The organism is Yersinia enterocolitica (genome assembly GCA_002082245.2).
Lineage (GTDB): Bacteria > Pseudomonadota > Gammaproteobacteria > Enterobacterales > Enterobacteriaceae > Yersinia > Yersinia enterocolitica_E.
In genome coordinates, this window is record NBTC02000002.1 from 1,851,831 (window position 1) to 1,870,550 (window position 18,720).

Sequence of the window (18,720 nt, forward strand, 5' to 3'; positions counted from 1 at the left end):
TATACATATCTTAGGATTATAAAGTCAAAGTGCGCTGACGAGTACCTTTATAATGGCTTTATCGGGATAAATGGCCCACCCCACCCACAGCAACTCAATAATCTACATATGACTGATGATAAGGCAAATAATTGTGTAACAGCACACCTTTGTTCAGCCATGATATCCTAACTACATTATCTCTCAGTATGAACGTCGCTATGAAATTAAACTTCCGCTTACAAAACGCGCTTTCTGCCACACCTTCCCTGCCAATCATGCTGATTCATGGGCTATTTGGTAATCTGGATAACCTGGGTGTTTTGGCCCGTGACTTGCAAAGAGATCATACCGTGGTTCAGGTTGATATGCGTGACCATGGTTTATCACCCCGCTCACCGCAAGTGGATTACCCTGCAATGGCGCAGGATGTGCTGGAGCTGCTCGACCACCTCGCAATAGAGAAAGCCATTATCATCGGCCATTCGATGGGAGGTAAAGTGGCAATGGCACTGACAGCAATTGCTCCTCATCGTATTGCAAAGCTGGTCGCGATTGATGTCGCCCCGGTTAACTATCAAGTACGCCGCCACGACACTATCTTTACTGCCCTCAATGCTGTGAGTACTGCGGGTATAACCCAGCGACAAGAAGCCGCTCAATTGATGCGTGAGTCGATAAAAGAAGAAGGGGTCATTCAGTTCTTATTGAAATCATTCCACAACGGCGAATGGCGGTTTAATGTGCCCACACTCTGGGATCAATACGAAAATATTGTCGGCTGGCAGCCTATTCCACCGTGGCCGCACCCAATCCTCTTTATTCGCGGTGAGCTGTCGCCATATATTCAAGATAGCCATCGTGATGATATTGCCCGCCAATTTCCGCAAGCCCGTGCCTATGTGGTCGCAGGGACTGGCCACTGGGTACATGCGGAAAAGCCGGATTCTGTCTTGCGGGCTATCCACCGCTTTATTGATGAAAACAGCATCGATGAAAAAGAGGCTGAATAAAAAAAGTACAGCGCACGATGGGGATTGATTAAAAATCATCCCCTGGGGAAAAAAAATGTATTTCCTGTGGAAAAATTGTGCAAAAAAGAACGAATTAGCACAATCTAATCACAGTAAAGCATTGTCGTTGCTCAGTTGGCTGGGGTATTATGGCGCGCTCTAATTTTGCTGCGGACTTCGGTCGCTGTTCACAGATCGTAACCGGTGCAAATGCAAATTCAGGCTGCTGGTATATAGGTTATTCAATGCGCTCAAGCTATGTTCTCAACCTGAAACATGTAAACCGAATCGTCAGACAAGGCTTCGTTACGCTTTCTGATGTAAATCCCTTGTAGTACTGCTACCTATGGCAAAAGAACAAACGGATCGCACGACGCTGGATCTGTTCGCAGATGAACGCCGTCCGGGGCGTCCGAAAACAAATCCATTATCCCGTGATGAGCAGCTTAGAATTAATAAGCGAAATCAACTACGGCGCGATAAAGTGCGTGGCTTACGACGCGTGGAACTGAAGATTAATGCCGATGCCGTCGATGCTCTCAACAGCCTTGCAGAGCAGCGTAACATCAGCCGTAGTGAGCTGATTGAACAAATGTTGCTGGCTCAATTAGCCCATTCACAAGAAGGGTTTTAACCCTATCGGTTACCACGACGGCGTGGCGTAATCACTTACGCTACGCCGTTTTTACTTTACCCCGCTCATACTGAAGTCACCGGGCTGTTAGCGGTTTTTAGAATGTTTCCCAGTTTGCGTTGTTATCCACTCTCGCGCTGGCAGGTGCTGCGGTTAATGGATTTGCCCGTGTTTTCACTGCCGGTTTTACTCGTTCGTCATCTGCCTTTAGTTTAAACACGGCCACCGCCCGGTTTAACTGAGTGGCCTGCTCTTCTAGCGAGGCCGCAGCACGGGAAGCTTGCTGTACTAACGCGGCATTTTGCTGTGTCACACTGTCCATTTCTGCCACCGCTTGTCCGACCTGGCTAATACCTTTGCTCTGTTCATCAGATGCAGAAGCTATCTCACCCATTAAATCGGTCACATTGGTGATGGAACGAACAATTTCATCCATAGTAATACCAGCACTTTCCACCAAGGCCGAACCACTACTGACACGGCTAACCGACTCATTAATCAAGCCATCAATCTCCTTCGCGGCCTGTGCACTGCGTTGTGCAAGATTACGCACCTCGCTGGCAACCACAGCAAAGCCACGACCTTGTTCACCGGCACGGGCAGCTTCAACGGCTGCATTCAGTGCCAAAATGTTAGTCTGAAAAGCAATGCTGTTAATTACCGTCGTGATATCGGCTATTTTCCGCGAACTGGCTGAAATCTCATTCATGGTGTTAACCACATCTGCTACCAATATTCCGCCCTTTTTCGCGGTGGCGGAGGCATTCGCCGCCAGTTGACTGGCATGGTGTGCATTATCAGCATTGTGTTTTACGGTTGCGGTTAACTGCTCCATGCTAGCCGCTGTTTCTTCAAGCGCCGCAGCTTGCTGCTCAGTGCGGGATGACAAATCGGTGTTACCGGCTGAAATCTCGGCTGCACCATGATAGATCCCATCGGTGCTACTACGAATTGCCTGAACAGTATTCACCAAACTGGTTTGTACATCACGCAGCAGCGGGAATAACCGCCCAACACAGTTGCGACCAAAATCAGCAATAGGCAGACCAAGCTGACCAGAAGCAATCACGCGAAAATGCTCGCGAATATCGTCCAGTGGGCGCACCAGGTTGGCAACCAGATAGCGATCTGTTGCCAGTAAAATCACCAGACCGGCGATCAGCGCTGAGATAAGGGTAATGCTGCTCACTTTGGTCAAATGAGAGAATTGATCTTTAGCCACCCCGATAGCTTTTGATGCCGCCTGATTAAACTTTTCAGCCACTGAACCATACTGGCGACTCAATGCAGGTACCGTTTTTTTCGCTAAATCCTGATAAGCGGCGCTGTTATTGTCCATTGCAGCTTGATACAGCGGCGTAACCCCTTGTTCAATTAACCCACTCCATCCATCAATCACGCCGCTAACCAAAGCGGAGTCTAACTGTGCATGGTCAATAGTTTTAAATTCTGCCAACTTTTGTTTCAGGTTTTCCAATGCAACATGGGATGATTTCAATTCTTTGTCAGCATCCACGATATTACCGCTCTGGCGGTAATCTACTGAACGAGACAGACGTGTCACCATACGGAAATATTGATCCGTCCCCTGATTAACCAAATTCATATTTTCAACCAACACAGTATTCGCGTTGGAGGATTGTGTCAGTTGGTTGAGTGATAACAAGGTATAGGCCGATACACCGCCCCAGAGCAGACAAAATGCGCCAAGTACCCAAAGCAATGCCGCCCTGATAGTAATATTTTTTAAAAACTGCATGTTCGTTCCCCTTATATATCGGATAGTTATCGTTAGAGACTCTGGTGTTATTTGATGACCGAAAAGCAATAAAGGACGTTCATACAGCTAACGACAACTCCTTTGCCGGCAGACCTTCATCTGACGGGTTTCCCCCTGGCACCGCAAATTGCAACTATTCAGTTACACAACGGTTATCGGCAATGGCGTTATAAGGTTGAGCGACTCACAAAAATTTAATATCGCATAAACTTGATAAAAGCCTGATGGGGTTCTCTGGCATTATGTCGCCCTATACATGTGTTATAATATTGGGCAGAACGCTCAGTAATTTGCATAACTATTTGAATTTAAAAGGTATTTAGCTATATGGCAACTGTAGGCATTTTCTTTGGCAGCGATACTGGCAATACTGAAAACATTGCCAAGATGATCCAAAAGCAACTGGGCAAAGATGTTGCTGAGGTTCACGACATTGCCAAAAGCAGTAAAGAAGATTTAGAAGGCTTCGATATTTTGCTGATTGGGATCCCAACCTGGTATTACGGCGAAGCGCAGTGTGATTGGGATGATTTCTTCCCAACACTGGAAGAGATCGATTTCAATGGCAAGTTGGTGGCGCTGTTTGGTTGTGGTGACCAGGAAGACTACGCAGAATATTTCTGTGATGCGATGGGTACCGTGCGCGACATCATTGAGCCACGTGGTGCCGCAATCGTGGGCCATTGGCCAACCGCGGGCTACCATTTTGAAGCGTCCAAAGGTCTGGCGGATGACGACCACTTTATTGGTCTGGCAATTGATGAAGACCGTCAGCCAGAACTTACCAATGAGCGGGTTGAGGCATGGGTAAAACAGATTACTGAAGAACTGAGCCTGTCTGAGATAGTGGGTTAATCAAGCCTGTCGGAAACGCTATGGTCGTGTTCAACACTGCCGGGCGTTTCCGTTGCCTTTTATCCTTTTGAGCTGTGCTTTTTGTCATAACGTTGTTTTCTCTCTCTTTAGCTCCCATCCATGGTGAACAGCGCGTCCGGCTATCCGATTGTGCTTTGTTAAGCGGCCCACAGATCCACATCTTCCTGCGCGCAAAATGAAAATAAACTGCTACAAATTTGTAACTTTATCCCTCGTCACTGTACACTTAAATGATGTGTTATCCCCATTCATCAATACACTGCATGATTAATCTTACAAAGTGTGCAATTATATCTTTGTTAACAACCACGGTTTTCATTTGGGGCTAGCAGTTCTATAATGAGACGCAATTGTAATTATTGCGCCACGGATGTCATAGGCTGAACAGCCTTAATTTGAAACGATAGTAACAGGACTGAATCCGCATGACTGACAACAACAAAGCCTTAAAAAACGCAGGCCTTAAAGTAACACTGCCCCGGCTTAAAATTCTGGAAGTGTTGCAAGATCCGGCGTGCCACCACGTCAGCGCGGAAGATCTTTATAAAAAGCTGATCGATATTGGTGAAGAGATTGGTTTAGCCACGGTTTACCGCGTACTGAACCAGTTTGATGATGCCGGTATTGTTACCCGCCACAATTTCGAAGGCGGTAAATCAGTCTTTGAGCTGACGCAGCAGCATCATCATGATCACTTGATTTGCCTGGATTGCGGCAAAGTGATTGAGTTTAGCAATGAATCCATTGAATCGCTTCAACGTGAAATTTCTAAACAGCATGGTATCAAGCTGACCAATCACAGTCTGTATCTGTACGGCCATTGTGAGACCGGTGATTGCCGTGAAAACGAGTCGGCACACGATAAAAGATAATGTGCTTTGAAAGCATTATCTTATAAAGATTTTAAGCACTGAATACACTACGGCTTATGTTTAATCCAGATTGATAGGTTCTACTGTTTGGTTAACATAAGCTATCAGCAAGATGGCCACCTTTCCCGTTCTATACCTGAGTATCTCTCGGTTGGGAGTCAGGTGGTCGTTCTTATTTATGTCCTTGATATTTATCCCCTTGGTACTGAAAGCCACTAGAGTATTAGCGATGTTCTGGGTTCGTTCGCCTGCTAGCTATCTGCAACACCAATAACATTGGGTATCTATCCCGTTATTGTTCTTTCCTGAGTGACAAATTCACTGTTTATCGCCCCCATTTATTGACTCTCCCCCCTTTAGCGAGCTGCATCAATTTTACAGCAAAAAAAACCCCGGACCTGCCGGGGGAAAAACCATCAACTCAACTTCACTTAAATTTGTTTGGCCAAAAAATAAAGCAAACAGGAGATAACATTAGACACAGCTCGATATTACCAATTTTCAGACTTTAACCGACTCAGCACGGCTACTACGCTTACCGTCTGGGCTGGTGGAGCGGATCATCACCTCGCCACTCACGGTAGGTTTTGCCTTCGCATCATACTTCTGCCACTGCTTACCGCCATCAGTTGAATACTCGATAATCAGGCCCGGCAGTGAGATATTGGCTTCCAACTGCCCCGCCACAACCCGAGCACCGGGGACAGGCAGGCGATATGACACACCGGCTTTATCCAGTTTTGCCAGTTCACGTTGGCCCATGATGTTGGCAAAACGTTGCCAATCGATGTCCAACGCCTTGGTATCGACGCTATGCGTCTGGCCACCTTGATATTCGCGGCCCGCTTTGTAATCTTGCTCCCACGAAGCGCGATGCCAGGCACGCTCGGCCAATGGCAACATCCGCGGGAAGATCATGTATTCCATCTGCTCATCAGTGCGGACGGTTTCATTCCATGACTGACCCGAGATGCCATGTACACCCGGCCAAGGTTTATCGCTTTTCGCGCTAAAGTGATTACCATCGCGGTCCACTGAGGTCTCGGCATTCTGCGGCATGTTATCTGGTGCGAAGCTGAATACTTTCGCTTCGTCATTAAAGCGGGTTGCCCAGTAGTAACCGCGTTCATTCGGATTAACTTCATATGGCATATCGAAGTAGACATAATCTGGATTTGACGCGACCACTTCATAACCTTTATTGGCCCAATCATTGATTGAGTCAGCACCACCCCAATAGAGGGTATCCCAGAAGTTGACACCAACGCGTTTAGTGGCAAACGCTTTGGCGTCTTTGGCGTCTTTCAACCCATCCTGCCAAGCCTGCATCTTCTCGATGCCGTGAGCATTAACCAACTTACTGACTTCAATGGCAAAATAGCTGGAAAGATGTTCAACATCCTGCACCTTGCCTTGTTTGACCATATCCTGACAAACTTGTGATTTGGCCCAAGGTTTATCTTCAACACTCTTATCAATAATGCCTTTACCCGCTTCAATCGGCCCGTTTTTGTCCTGATAACCCGCACCCAAACGGATATTTTTCGCTTCATCGCCACCAAAGTGCCAGGTAGTCAGTGGCATACCGGCTTCTTTATGCATCTGCGCCATTTCGCCAATCACTTTATCGACAAACCGCTTAGAAGAGTCGAGGCATGGGTTGAGATAGCTTTTACGCTCATAGAACTGAACTGACGTGGTATTGGAATCATCAGTCGGGTCAAGCAGACGGAATTCGTTAGCTTCTTTTTCTTTGCCCTGTTTCATTAGATTGTTATAACGGGCTTCCATCGACACTACGGCTGCACGGGCGTGTGCTGGCACATCGATTTCAGGGATCACATCAATCTGGCGTGCTTTGGCATATTTCAGAATCTCAATATAATCATCACGAGTGAAATGGCCGCTACCCATATTATTGCTGTCTGGGCCAGAACCCAATTGCGGCAGCAAGCAGGTATTCTCCGTCAAATCGTGACAACGTTTGCTACCAACATCGGTCAATTCGGGCAAGCCTGGGATTTCAATACGCCAGCCTTCATCATCACTTAGATGGAAGTGGAATTTGTTCAGCTTATAAGCTGACATCTGATCAAGTAAGCGCAGCACTGCATCTTTGGTTTTAAAATTACGGCCAACATCGAGGAACACACCCCGGTATTCAAAACGTGGCGCATCTTTCGCCTCAAGAGTGGCAATAGTCTTAGTGCCGTCAGTCGGCACCAACGATAGAATGGATTGCAGGCCATAGAACACGCCGCTCGGATCAAAACCAATAACCTGTGCCCCTTTCTCGCCAATTTTCAGCTCGTAAGCACCGGAAACCGCTAAGTCACCTTTAAACGCGGCAGGTTGAATCACAGTTTTTATCGGGAAACCGGCTGAATTGGCCTTCAGACCCAGTAATTCGAAGCGCTGCTGAGCTGCCTCTGCGGCAGCTTTAGGCAATACACTCAGATCCAGCGCAACCCCGTGACTCAGATCCACATCCTGTTTATAGAGCTTAATCTCCATAGGCGTAGGGATTATTTGCCCACGCAAGTTAGCCACAGACAACGTTTTTACCGCTTCGTTTTTAACAAAGCGTGATTCCGGCGTCATCAGCACATTATTGTCATCTTTGGTTCGTTTCCACTGATCGCCAGTAAACTGTGTCAGATACTCATTGATATCTTCGGTATCGGTATTTTTTAGTACTTTGGGTTTAGCATCGCCAGCAGTGGCATACCAGCGCGGCATAAAGTCAGTGGCAAACAACTGCCAGTATTCGCCAGTAATAGGGATTTCAACCGCTTGATTGGCGGGGAATCCGGTGAATTTGGCGGTAGGTTCAATTTTATGCAAATCGCCCGTCAGATGCGTAATTTTAAACTGGCTGTTATCGACGGTCAGAATCTGGCGGATACTATGGAAATAAATAGCCCAGTCTTGGCCGACTATCTCATCCCCGGTGTTGGTCAGAGTAATCATGACTTTATTACATGATGCCCAGTCGGCACCCAGTTTGGCGCAATCAACGCCATTTTCAGCAGCACGGTTATCCAACAATTTATAATTAACTTTCAATGTGCTGAGTTGATCAACAAGTTGTTGATTACGGGTATCAGCATTGGCATATCCCATCAAGCCAAAGGTTGCGGTTATCGCCGCTAAAGCATTTAATTTGAATTTATTCATCACTAACCTCATCCGTAATTAATAACTGCTGCCAAAACGGCTATTGACAGTATTGCTGCTGGCAGCGTTATTGTTAGCTCAATTGCCGTTATCCTGGTCACTTTTATCAGGACTATTATTTATCTGGGTTATTATTACTGCGTATTTCTTGCCACAGCTTCCCGCATTGCGCGTCATAGGCCTGACCATTACCGGTATGTGCAGCATCAATGCAACGCTGGTAATCCAATACTCGAACGGTCTCTTTCTCAGTAAAAGCCTGATGCGCTTTCTCTTGTTTCAGCACATCTAGCACCGCCTTGCAGGGGATCAATCTTTCTGGCGAACCTTCGCTGGCATTGATGCACGCGCTGTAGGCTTGTTTGAGTTTGCTATCTTCCGGTTGAACTGGGGTTTGTGGTGCGCAGGCACTTAATCCCAATACTGTGGTAATAATAAAAAGCATTTTCTTCATGGCGGGTGCTCCATTATGTCCCCGGGTTGGTTACCGGGGATGGCAATCAAAAAGTGGTCAACATCAGAAGATGGTAAAGGGTGCAATCACGATGAATTTAACGTCTTTTTCATCCTGGAATACGTTGCCAAAACCGCCGCCAAAGCTTGGAATATTGGTGTGGTTGTCATACATGGTGTAATGCAGTTTGAAGAGCGTGCCTTTCGCCCGGCCTTCTTGCAGAGTGTAGAGAACATCAAAGTTCCAAGCAGATTCTTTCAGACGCGTATTCTGGTCATAAATTGGGTTAGTACTTGGTTTTGCATCCCAGCCATACGCATAGGAGGTTCCCACTGACCAACCCGCAAGATTCCAGTTTTTCAGGTCATACATCACGCCACCAAACAGCGCTTTTTCGCCGTTGGCGTTGAAATCAGAGCGGGAATCCCACCAAACATCCAAACGGCCATTAGAGGTCGCATAGCCTGGCGTCATACGTTGCAGGAAGTAACCTTGGTTACCGTCAGCTTTGGCCCAGGTACCTTCAAGACGCAAGTCAAATGGCCCGGTGGTGTAGCCCAATGTCAGCGCTTGTAGCCAGGCTAATCCGTCATAGACGTCGTTTACATTGCTGGCACCACCATCAACTTTATCTTTTGCGCCGTAGAACTGATAAGAGGTACGAAGATCATTGCCAGCCACCGGGAAGGCGTAAGAAGCCTTGGCGAAATACTGGTCCATGTAATCTTTTGCCTGGCCAAATGCCGCTTCCATCACCAGTTTGTTTTTGAAATCGTATTTAGCACCGATTGAGTGCAGGTAACTTACTCCGGTCTTGCCATCAGCCTGGCGGAAGTTGTACATATTCTGATACCAAGGTGCTTTATATTCATCAGTCCACATGTAAGACATGGACAAGGCACCGGCAGTATCAAAATCGAATTTGGCGCCACCTTCAGCCCCACGGTAGGTCCCTGGCATAAAGCTCCAGTGTGGTGCGAGCAGTGTCTGACCCGTTGGCTGGATATAACCACCCCGCGCCCAGAAATCACCTAACTTAAATTTGGCCGCGGCTTTATAAACACTGACGCCACTCTTATCACCGGTCCATTTCTCATCCCAACGGGTTTTAGCGTCACTGAAACCAATTTCGTTTGGCGCTGCCGGGCCACTGTTGGTCATTTCAACTGCGCCGAAAGCAGCCAAGTCAATACCAAACATGTCAGCCGCATAACCGGAAGAGAAATCCAGATTGGCGTTAAAGGTAGAATGGTGCAAGTTGGCGACATATTTGCCGTACTCCGCACTCCCTGGCGTTAAATCTTTACGGTCACGCTGACGCTGCCAATAATAAATCCCACCGGTCAGTGACGAATCATCAATAAAGCCTTTAGCCTTGGCCTCTGGGGCTACCATGAACCCCGTTCCTAACAATGCACCCGCGACTGCGAGCGCCAGCGTTTTACGTTTAGCACCGTGCGTAACCATATGAAAAAATTCCTCTTTGACATCACATTTAAAGTGCGTTGCCTGTGTCCACCACAGCTCACAGGTTTAGCCTCAAAAAAACCCTAGTGGGTAAAATTTTTGCTGGGGAGAAATAACCACCAGCCATTACTGCTAAAAAACTTCTGTTGCGAAAAACAACCGCTCTGTAGATTGCTGCTGCCACACAGACTATTTTTCGCGACGCGAATTATCAATTAAAAATAACGCTAATTATTCAAAGTATGACAACGAGCACATAACTGTGAAAAAATATTACAGAGTTCACAAAAGCTTTAAAAACAATGCATAAGGTCATATTCTTAATTATAAATCTTCTCTCATTGACATATTGAATGGTTTCAGCCGATACAATAAAGCCTGCGTTTTCTCTCCATGAAATAGGGATTTCTCCTCAGTTAATTCGTAAAGCGAATATTTAAGAAAGACTTACAGACAGCCGCTTTGTTGCTAAAAAAAGGAGCAATATGTCGACATTGACCAGGGGATAAAACGCAGAAGTGGAAAAGAGAAAGGGAGTTATTAGTGTTTAGTACAATAAACAATTTCAGTTTTATTTCTAATAAACCGAGTGTGCAACCAGACAATGCACAGCTATCTGGATGAACTTACGCAGTCATGTGATTTGGGTGAATACCCGTTGTTAACATCAAATTTGCAGGAAATCAGGGCATAAAAAAAGCGTGGACTAAGCCACGCCAATTCTACTGTTCTGAGTGAGAACTAAAACTTAACTGGTCGCTTTTGCCGCCCAAGTATCACGCAAACCGACAGTACGGTTAAATACCAAGGCATCAGGGCGTGAATAGCGGCTATCGGCACAGAAATAACCTTCACGTTCAAATTGATAGGTTAGCTCTGGAACCGCATCAACCAAACCTGGTTCAACAAAACCCTGACGGATAATCAACGACTCAGGATTGATGGTAGACAAGAAGTCTTCCGCCGCCGCAGGGTTTGGTACGCTAAACAGACGGTCATACAGGCGAATTTCTGCCGGCAATGCATGCTTAACAGAAACCCAATGAATAACGCCTTTAACTTTGCGGCCATCGGCTGGATCTTTGTTTAAGGTTTCTGCGTCATAACTGCAATAAAGCGTAGTCACATTGCCTTCTGCGTCCTTTTCGACACGTTCAGCTTTGATAACATAGGCATTACGTAAGCGCACTTCTTTGCCTAGCACCAAACGCTTGTACTGTTTATTGGCTTCTTCACGGAAGTCGGCGCGATCGATATAAAGCTCGCTATCGAAAGGAACCTGACGCGTGCCCATCTCCGGGTTATTCGGGTGATTTGGCATAGTCAGCCACTCTTCCCCGGCCACACGATTTTCAATAATCACCTTGATTGGGTCAAGAACCGCCATGGCCCGTGGGGCATTTTCGTTGAGATCATCACGGATACAAGACTCCAGTGACATCATTTCAACGTTGTTATCCTGCTTGGTCACCCCAATACGGCGGCAGAACTCCCGGATGGAAGCCGCGGTGTAGCCACGGCGACGCAAACCAGAAATCGTTGGCATACGTGGATCATCCCAGCCTTCCACGACTTTCTCGGTCACCAATTGATTCAGCTTACGCTTAGACATAATGGCGTATTCTAGATTCAGGCGAGAGAATTCATACTGACGCGGATGACATTCGATAGAGATATTATCCAGCACCCAATCATATAAGCGGCGGTTATCCTGGAATTCCAGCGTACAGAGTGAATGGGTGATCCCTTCAATCGCATCAGAAATACAATGGGTAAAGTCATACATCGGGTAGATGCACCACTTGTTACCAGACTGATGGTGTTCGGCAAACTTAATACGATACAGCACCGGGTCACGCATCACGATAAACGGTGACGCCATATCGATTTTGGCACGCAGACACGCAGTTCCCTCAGCAAAACCACCAGCACGCATCTTTTCAAACAGCGCCAGATTCTCTTCCACACTGCGATCACGGTACGGGCTATTTTTCCCCGGCGCAGTCAGTGTGCCGCGATATTCGCGCATCTGCTCAGCGGTTAACTCATCGACATACGCCAGGCCCTTATTAATCAGCTCGACAGCGTACTGGTACAGTTGGTCGAAATAGTCTGAGGAGTAACGCACATCACCGCTCCAGGTGAAGCCTAGCCACTCTACATCGTGTTTAATCGACTCGACGAACTCGACGTCTTCTTTCACCGGGTTGGTGTCGTCGAAACGCAAATTACACTGACCCTGATAATCTTGTGCGATGCCAAAGTTCAGGCAGATAGATTTGGCATGACCAATATGCAGGTAGCCATTTGGCTCTGGCGGAAAGCGGGTATGAACCGACGTGTGTTTACCGCTGGCTAAATCTTCGTCAATTATCTGACGGATAAAATTACTCGGGCGGGCTTCTGCCTCACTCATTGTTCTATTCCTCAATGCAAACGCAACAAATATAACCGCATATAATCCAACAAGCCCGACTTGGAAACAACCGTTTGTTACAGGAAACAAAACAAAAAAACGGGAAGAGATCGCTCTCTTCCCGCTGATTTGATTAAAACTCAGTCCGGTCATTCAATACATAAGTACTCTACTACCGCGAATTCTATACTCTAAATAATACGAGTTGCAGGAAGGCGGCAAGCGAATGAATCCCGATGAGCTTACTGTAGTAAGTGATTCGGGTGATTGAACGCAGCCAACGTACATGCAGCTTGAAGTATGACGAGTATAAGCCAATTATTTGCTCTGAATCTCAAACAACGGGCTTTGACCGGCCACAACAGAGCTGCCTGCCAATACCGAGATACCGGCATAATCATCAATATTGCTTACCACAACCGGGCTAATCATTGAGCGCGCATTGGCGTTCAGATAAGCCAGGTCCAGTTCCAATATCGGTTGACCGGCAACGACAGTGGCTCCCTCGTCAACCAGACGAGCAAAGCCCTGACCGTTCAGTTTTACCGTATCAATCCCGATATGAACCACAATTTCTGCGCCGGTTTCAGTTTCCAGACAGAATGCATGGTCAGTATTGAAGATTTTTACGATAGTCCCGTTCGCCGGAGAAACCACCATTTTATCAGTAGGACGGATGGCAACACCCTCACCGACTGCTTTGCTGGCAAAAGCTTCATCAGGAACCTGATCCAGTGCGACAACATCACCGGTAATAGGCGAAACCAGTACCAGAGAGGCTGTTTTAGTGGTGTTAATAACTGCCTGAGGCTTAACGTCTGCGGGTGCCACAGAACTGCTGGTGGCGGCAGGAACCGAACCACCTGCCAACACAGTACGCATGGCCGAAGCAATCAATTCTGCGCGGGTACCCACAATGATTTGCACACTTTGTTTATTCAGACGAATGACACCTGACGCACCTAAGCGCTTGGCAACACTGTCATTAACCTGGGCAGAATCTTTTACGTTCAGACGTAGGCGGGTGATGCAGGCATCAATGGCAGTCAGGTTATCTGAACCACCGATAGCACCAATATAGCGACGCGCCAAACCGTTGATTTCACTTTCGTTCACTGCTGGGGTGTTATCAACATTGACGTCATAACCATCTTCTTCACTGCCTTCAACTGCCAATTCACGCCCAGGTGTCAGCAAGTTGAATTTTTGGATGGTGAAACGGAACACCACGTAGTAAATGGCGAAGAACACCAAACCTTGTGGGATCAGCATATACCACTGTGTGGCTAGCGGGTTGCGAGAAGAGAGCACCATATCCACTAAACCGGCGCTGAAACCAAAGCCGGCAATCCAATGCATGCTGGCAGCAATGAACACCGAAATACCGGTCAGCACGGCGTGCAAGAAGTACAGTACCGGTGCGACAAACATGAAGGAGAATTCAAGTGGTTCGGTGATACCAGTGAAGAAAGCTGCAAATGCACCCGCCAACATGATACCAGCCACTTTCGCTCTATTTTCAGGACGCGCGCAGTGATAAATCGCCAACGCCGCACCCGGTAAACCAAACATCATGATTGGGAAGAAGCCAGCCTGATAACGGCCAGTGATACCCACAACAGCTTTACCAGAATCGATAGATTGTTGGCCACCGAGGAAGTTAGGAATATCGTTAATACCAGCAACGTCAAACCAGAACACTGAGTTCAGGGCATGGTGCAGGCCGACTGGGATAAGCAAGCGGTTGAAGAAGGCATAGATACCCGCCCCCACTGAACCCATATCTTTGATGTATTCGCCGAAGGTCACCAGTGCGTTATAAATCAGTGGCCAAACGTACATCAGAATGAAGGCAACCACGATCATCAGGAAGGACGTCAGAATTGGAACCAGACGGCGGCCGCTGAAGAAGGAGAGTGCTTTTGGCAATTCAACGCTGCTAAAGCGGTTGTACAACTCAGCAGAGATAATACCCACCAGAATACCCACGAACTGGTTGTTGATTTTACCAAAAGCGGCCGGAACCTGATCAACCGGGATCTTTTGAATCATCGACACCGCAGCAGGCGAGCACAGCGTGGTTAATACCAGGAAACCTACAAAGCCGGTCAGTGCAGCCGCACCGTCTTTGTCTTTTGACATACCGTAAGCAACACCAATTGCGAACAGCACGGACATGTTGTCGATAATCGCCGCACCGGATTTGATAAATAATGCCGCCAGTGCATTATCACCACCCCAGCTTACCGGATCGATCCAATAGCCTACGCCCATCAGTATCGCGGCGGCTGGTAGTGTGGCCACTGGGACCATCAAGGCCCGGCCCACTTTTTGTAAGTAACTAAGAATATTCACCTTTCCCCCTATTCGTCCGCTATCGGACCCTTTAAGTAGTTTATTTAATTGACTCACTACCTTTTAGAAAAACGCATGGCACACTTTTTATTTATTCACGGCACGTATTACTCATTGCGGAGTGTAAAAAAATTATTTCGTAACGCAAATTAAAACCCCCTATTCTGTGATAAATGTCACCAAAAACTAGTGAAAAAGCACCAATGCACTAGCCACGATACAAAACTTATTTTATCATTCGAAAAATGAACAAAGCATTGTACCAACGCATGAGTCAAAATCTGGGTTACGCTTAGCTGATGATTCAAATCGCGTAGAGTATAGCCACTATTAGCAATCCAAGAGGTGCAAGATGAGACTTATCCCGCTGAAAAACACCACAGAAGTTGGTAAATGGGCAGCACGTCATATCGTTAGCCGTATCAACGCATTTAAACCAACCGCTGAGCGCCCATTTGTATTGGGTCTGCCAACCGGTGGCACACCGATGGAAGCATACAAACATTTGGTTGCGATGCACAAAGCCGGTGACGTCAGTTTTAAAAACGTTGTTACATTCAATATGGACGAATATGTCGGTTTGCCACAAGAACACCCCGAAAGTTACTACACCTTCATGCACTCCAATTTCTTCGATCATGTTGATATCCCAGCCGAGAACATCAACCTGTTAAATGGCAACGCGCCAGATATCGATGAAGAATGTCGTCGTTACGAAGAAAAAATTAAGTCTTACGGTAAAATTAACCTGTTTATGGGGGGCGTGGGCGTTGACGGTCACATCGCATTTAATGAACCGGCATCGTCTTTGGCATCCCGTACTCGTATCAAAACGCTAACGCAAGAAACCCGCATCGCTAACTCCCGCTTCTTTGGTGGTGATGCAAACCTCGTGCCGAAATATGCGCTTACAGTAGGTGTAGGTACCTTGCTGGATGCGGAAGAAGTGATGATTCTGGTCACTGGCCACGGTAAAGCACAAGCCTTGCAAGCTGCGGTCGAAGGTAGCATCAACCACATGTGGACCATCAGTTGCCTGCAACTGCATGCCAAAGCCATCATGGTGTGTGATGAACCTTCCACTATGGAATTGAAGGTTAAAACTGTAAAATACTTCCACGAATTGGAAGCTGAAAATATCAAAGGTCTGTAACAGTCATCAGGGGGCTAAGATGTACGCTTTAACTCACGGCCGTATTTATACCAGCCACGAAGTACTGGATAATCATGCTGTTGTCGTGGCTGATGGATTGATCGAACGTATCTGTCCTGCCGCTGAACTTCCGGCTGATATTGAGGTGCGCGATTTGGGTGGCGCCATTCTGGCCCCCGGTTTTATTGATGTGCAGTTAAATGGCTGCGGCGGCGTGCAATTCAATGATTCTCTCGAAGCTATCTCCGAAGAGACATTGGATATCATGCAGCGCGCGAATGAAAAGTCTGGTTGCACCAGCTTCCTGCCAACACTCATCACATGTAGTGATGAGTTTATGAAGCACGGCATTAATGTCATGCGTTCATACCTGCAAAAAAACCAACATAAAGCGTTGGGTCTGCATCTGGAGGGGCCATATCTTAGCCCGCTCAAGAAAGGCACACATAACCCAGCGTTTATTCGCAAACCAACCGCAGAGATGATTGATTATCTGTGTGCAAATGCGGATGTGATTACCCAATTCACTCTGGCACCAGAGATGGTTGATGACAAATACATTCGCCAGTTGACTGAAGCCGGTATTTTGGTTTCAGCCGGTCACTCGAATGCCACTTATCAGCAAGCCCGCCAAGGCTTTGCGGCCGGTATCCGCTTTGCGACACATCTGTATAATGCCATGCCATACATCACCGGGCGTGAACCCGGCCTGATCGGAGCGATTTTTGATACGCCGGAAATCTACACCGGGGTGATAGCAGATGGCCTGCATGTCGACTGGGCCAATATTCGCAACGCAAAACGTCTGAAAGGTGACAAGCTGGTACTGGTAACTGATGCTACCGCTCCGGCGGGTGCTGAAATTGATCAATTTATTTTTGCTGGCAAAACAATATACTATCGCGATGGTTTATGTGTGGATGAGAATGGCACATTAAGCGGTTCAGCACTGACGATGATCGAAGCGGTACAAAATAGTGTGGAACACGTTGGCATCGCACTGGACGAAACATTGCGTATGGCGACACTGTATGCGGCCCGCGCTATTGGCGTGGATAAGCAGTTAGGGAGTATTGAAGTCGGCAAAGTGGCCAACCTGACTGCCTTTACCCGCGATTATAAAATCACTAAAACCATCGTTAACGGTAACGAGGTTTTAAAATAAGCGAGTAATTTTATTGATGAGCACCGGCGGACAGTCACAAATTGGTAATGTGGATCTTGTGAAACAACTCAATGGTGCCGTTGTTTACCGGCTTATTGATCAGCAAGGCCCGATCTCGCGCATTCAGATTGCCGATCTCAGCCAACTCGCCCCCGCCAGTGTCACCAAAATTACGCGTCAGCTGCTGGAACGGGGGCTTATCAAGGAAGTTGATCAGCAAGCCTCTACCGGCGGTCGCCGTGCTATATCTATAGTGACAGAAAACCGCCAGTTCCATACCATTGCGGTGCGCCTGGGCCGCCATGATGCGACTATTACCCTGTTTGATATGAGCGGTAAATCACTGGGTGAAGAACATTATTCGCTACCTGAACGCACGCAAGAAACGCTGGAACACGCGCTGTTTACTATTATCAGTCAGTTTATCGAAGCCTATCAGCGCAAATTGCGTGAGCTGATTGCCATTGCGGTTATCCTCCCAGGCCTGGTTGAACCGCACAAAGGTATCGTGCGCTATATGCCCCATATCAGTGTCAGCAACTGGCCATTAGTCGAAAATCTGCAAAATCGTTTTAATGTCACCAGTTTTGTTGGCCACGATATTCGTAGTTTGGCACTGGCGGAGCACTACTTTGGTGCAACTCGTGACTGTGAAGACTCCATCTTGGTTCGTCTGCATCGTGGTACCGGTGCGGGTATTATCGTTAACAGCCAGATATTCTTGGGCAGTAACGGTAACGTGGGTGAAATCGGTCATATCCAGATTGATCCATTGGGTGAGCGCTGTTATTGCGGCAATTTTGGCTGCCTGGAAACGGTTGCCTCCAATGCAGCCATTGAAAATCGAGTGCGCCACCTGCTCGCTCAGGGCTACCCAAGCAAATTAACGTTGGATGATTGTCATATCGGCGCTATCTGCAAAGCGGCTAACCGGGGTGACTTGCTGGCAAGCGAAGTGATTGAGCACGTGGGCCGCTATCTGGGCAAAGCCATTTCTATCGCCATCAACTTATTTAATCCGCAAAAAGTCGTTATTGCGGGTGAAATCATTGAAGCCGATAAAATCCTACTGCCAGCCATTCAGAGTTGCATCAATACACAAGTATTGAAAAACTTCCGCCTGAATCTGCCTATCGTGACGTCGCAGCTTGATCATCAGTCTGCAATTGGTGCTTTTGCTCTGGCTAAGCGCGCCATGTTGAACGGTGTATTATTGCAACGCCTGCTGGAAAGCTGACGCGTAGATGCAAATAAGGCAACGGCAGGGGTAAACGCCTTATCGGTCATGTTATAGTGGACCATTGCCGTGCAAAAATGAGTAATATAATACCCTTCTGACTTGAGGCTGCTGCTCTCACTGACCCGAATACTGACCAGCG

General features: G+C 47.3%; 13 protein-coding genes. 7 read left to right on the plus strand and 6 right to left on the minus strand.

Features of this window, described 5'->3' with window-relative positions; genetic code table 11:
* Positions 1 to 200 precede the first annotated feature (200 nt).
* Together A6J66_009935 and A6J66_009940 are read left to right on the plus strand one after the other, a co-directional pair.
* Positions 201 to 992, plus strand: coding sequence for an alpha/beta hydrolase (locus tag A6J66_009935; GenBank protein ID PNM24480.1), 792 nt, complete (start codon positions 201 to 203; stop codon positions 990 to 992).
* 346 nt (positions 993 to 1,338) lie between these two features.
* Positions 1,339 to 1,626, plus strand: a complete 288-nt coding sequence (locus A6J66_009940; GenBank protein ID PNM24481.1) for a LexA regulated protein — start codon at positions 1,339 to 1,341, stop codon at positions 1,624 to 1,626.
* 97 nt (positions 1,627 to 1,723) lie between these two features.
* Here A6J66_009940 and A6J66_009945 read toward each other — a convergent pair whose 3' ends face one another.
* On the minus strand, positions 1,724 to 3,385 hold the full coding sequence (locus A6J66_009945; GenBank protein PNM24482.1) for a methyl-accepting chemotaxis protein: 1,662 nt from the start codon (positions 3,383 to 3,385) through the stop codon (positions 1,724 to 1,726).
* Between the two features lie 348 nt (positions 3,386 to 3,733).
* Here A6J66_009945 and A6J66_009950 point away from each other — a divergent pair, with 348 nt between their 5' ends.
* Complete coding sequence (locus A6J66_009950) at positions 3,734 to 4,261, plus strand: flavodoxin FldA (GenBank protein PNM24483.1); 528 nt, start codon at positions 3,734 to 3,736, stop codon at positions 4,259 to 4,261.
* A gap of 446 nt (positions 4,262 to 4,707) precedes the next feature.
* The gene (locus A6J66_009955; GenBank protein PNM24484.1) at positions 4,708 to 5,154 is read left to right on the plus strand and encodes a ferric iron uptake transcriptional regulator; all 447 of its coding nucleotides are present in this window, start codon (positions 4,708 to 4,710) and stop codon (positions 5,152 to 5,154) included.
* Between the two features lie 501 nt (positions 5,155 to 5,655).
* On the opposite strand, the gene A6J66_009960 is transcribed toward A6J66_009955, so the two are convergent.
* The 5 genes from A6J66_009960 to A6J66_009980 all read right to left on the minus strand — a co-directional run bounded on the left by A6J66_009960 (position 5,656) and on the right by A6J66_009980 (position 15,023).
* A complete protein-coding gene (locus tag A6J66_009960; protein ID PNM24485.1) occupies positions 5,656 to 8,331 on the minus strand; it encodes a beta-N-acetylhexosaminidase in 2,676 nt (891 codons plus the stop codon).
* 115 nt (positions 8,332 to 8,446) lie between these two features.
* Positions 8,447 to 8,785: a hypothetical protein gene (locus A6J66_009965; protein PNM24486.1), complete on the minus strand. Its 339-nt coding sequence runs from the start codon at positions 8,783 to 8,785 to the stop codon at positions 8,447 to 8,449.
* A 63-nt stretch (positions 8,786 to 8,848) separates the two neighbouring features.
* Positions 8,849 to 10,252, minus strand: a complete 1,404-nt coding sequence (gene chiP / locus A6J66_009970) for an outer membrane porin, OprD family (protein ID PNM24487.1) — start codon at positions 10,250 to 10,252, stop codon at positions 8,849 to 8,851.
* 748 nt (positions 10,253 to 11,000) lie between these two features.
* Positions 11,001 to 12,668 carry a glutamine--tRNA ligase gene (locus A6J66_009975; protein ID PNM24488.1) on the minus strand — a complete coding sequence of 556 codons (1,668 nt, stop codon included), beginning with the start codon at positions 12,666 to 12,668 and terminating at the stop codon, positions 11,001 to 11,003.
* Between the two features lie 318 nt (positions 12,669 to 12,986).
* Positions 12,987 to 15,023, minus strand: coding sequence for a PTS N-acetyl glucosamine transporter subunit IIABC (locus A6J66_009980; GenBank protein PNM24489.1), 2,037 nt, complete (start codon positions 15,021 to 15,023; stop codon positions 12,987 to 12,989).
* A gap of 352 nt (positions 15,024 to 15,375) precedes the next feature.
* Here A6J66_009980 and A6J66_009985 point away from each other — a divergent pair, with 352 nt between their 5' ends.
* From A6J66_009985 to A6J66_009995, 3 genes are read left to right on the plus strand one after another with little or no spacing between them, the layout of a single operon-like run.
* The gene (locus A6J66_009985) at positions 15,376 to 16,176 is read left to right on the plus strand and encodes a glucosamine-6-phosphate deaminase (protein ID PNM24490.1); all 801 of its coding nucleotides are present in this window, start codon (positions 15,376 to 15,378) and stop codon (positions 16,174 to 16,176) included.
* A 19-nt stretch (positions 16,177 to 16,195) separates the two neighbouring features.
* Positions 16,196 to 17,341 carry an N-acetylglucosamine-6-phosphate deacetylase gene (locus tag A6J66_009990; protein ID PNM24491.1) on the plus strand — a complete coding sequence of 382 codons (1,146 nt, stop codon included), beginning with the start codon at positions 16,196 to 16,198 and terminating at the stop codon, positions 17,339 to 17,341.
* A 13-nt stretch (positions 17,342 to 17,354) separates the two neighbouring features.
* Positions 17,355 to 18,578 (plus strand): ROK family transcriptional regulator, encoded by a 1,224-nt coding sequence (locus A6J66_009995; GenBank protein ID PNM24492.1) that lies wholly within the window; start codon positions 17,355 to 17,357, stop codon positions 18,576 to 18,578.
* The last annotated feature ends 142 nt before the right edge of the window (positions 18,579 to 18,720 follow it).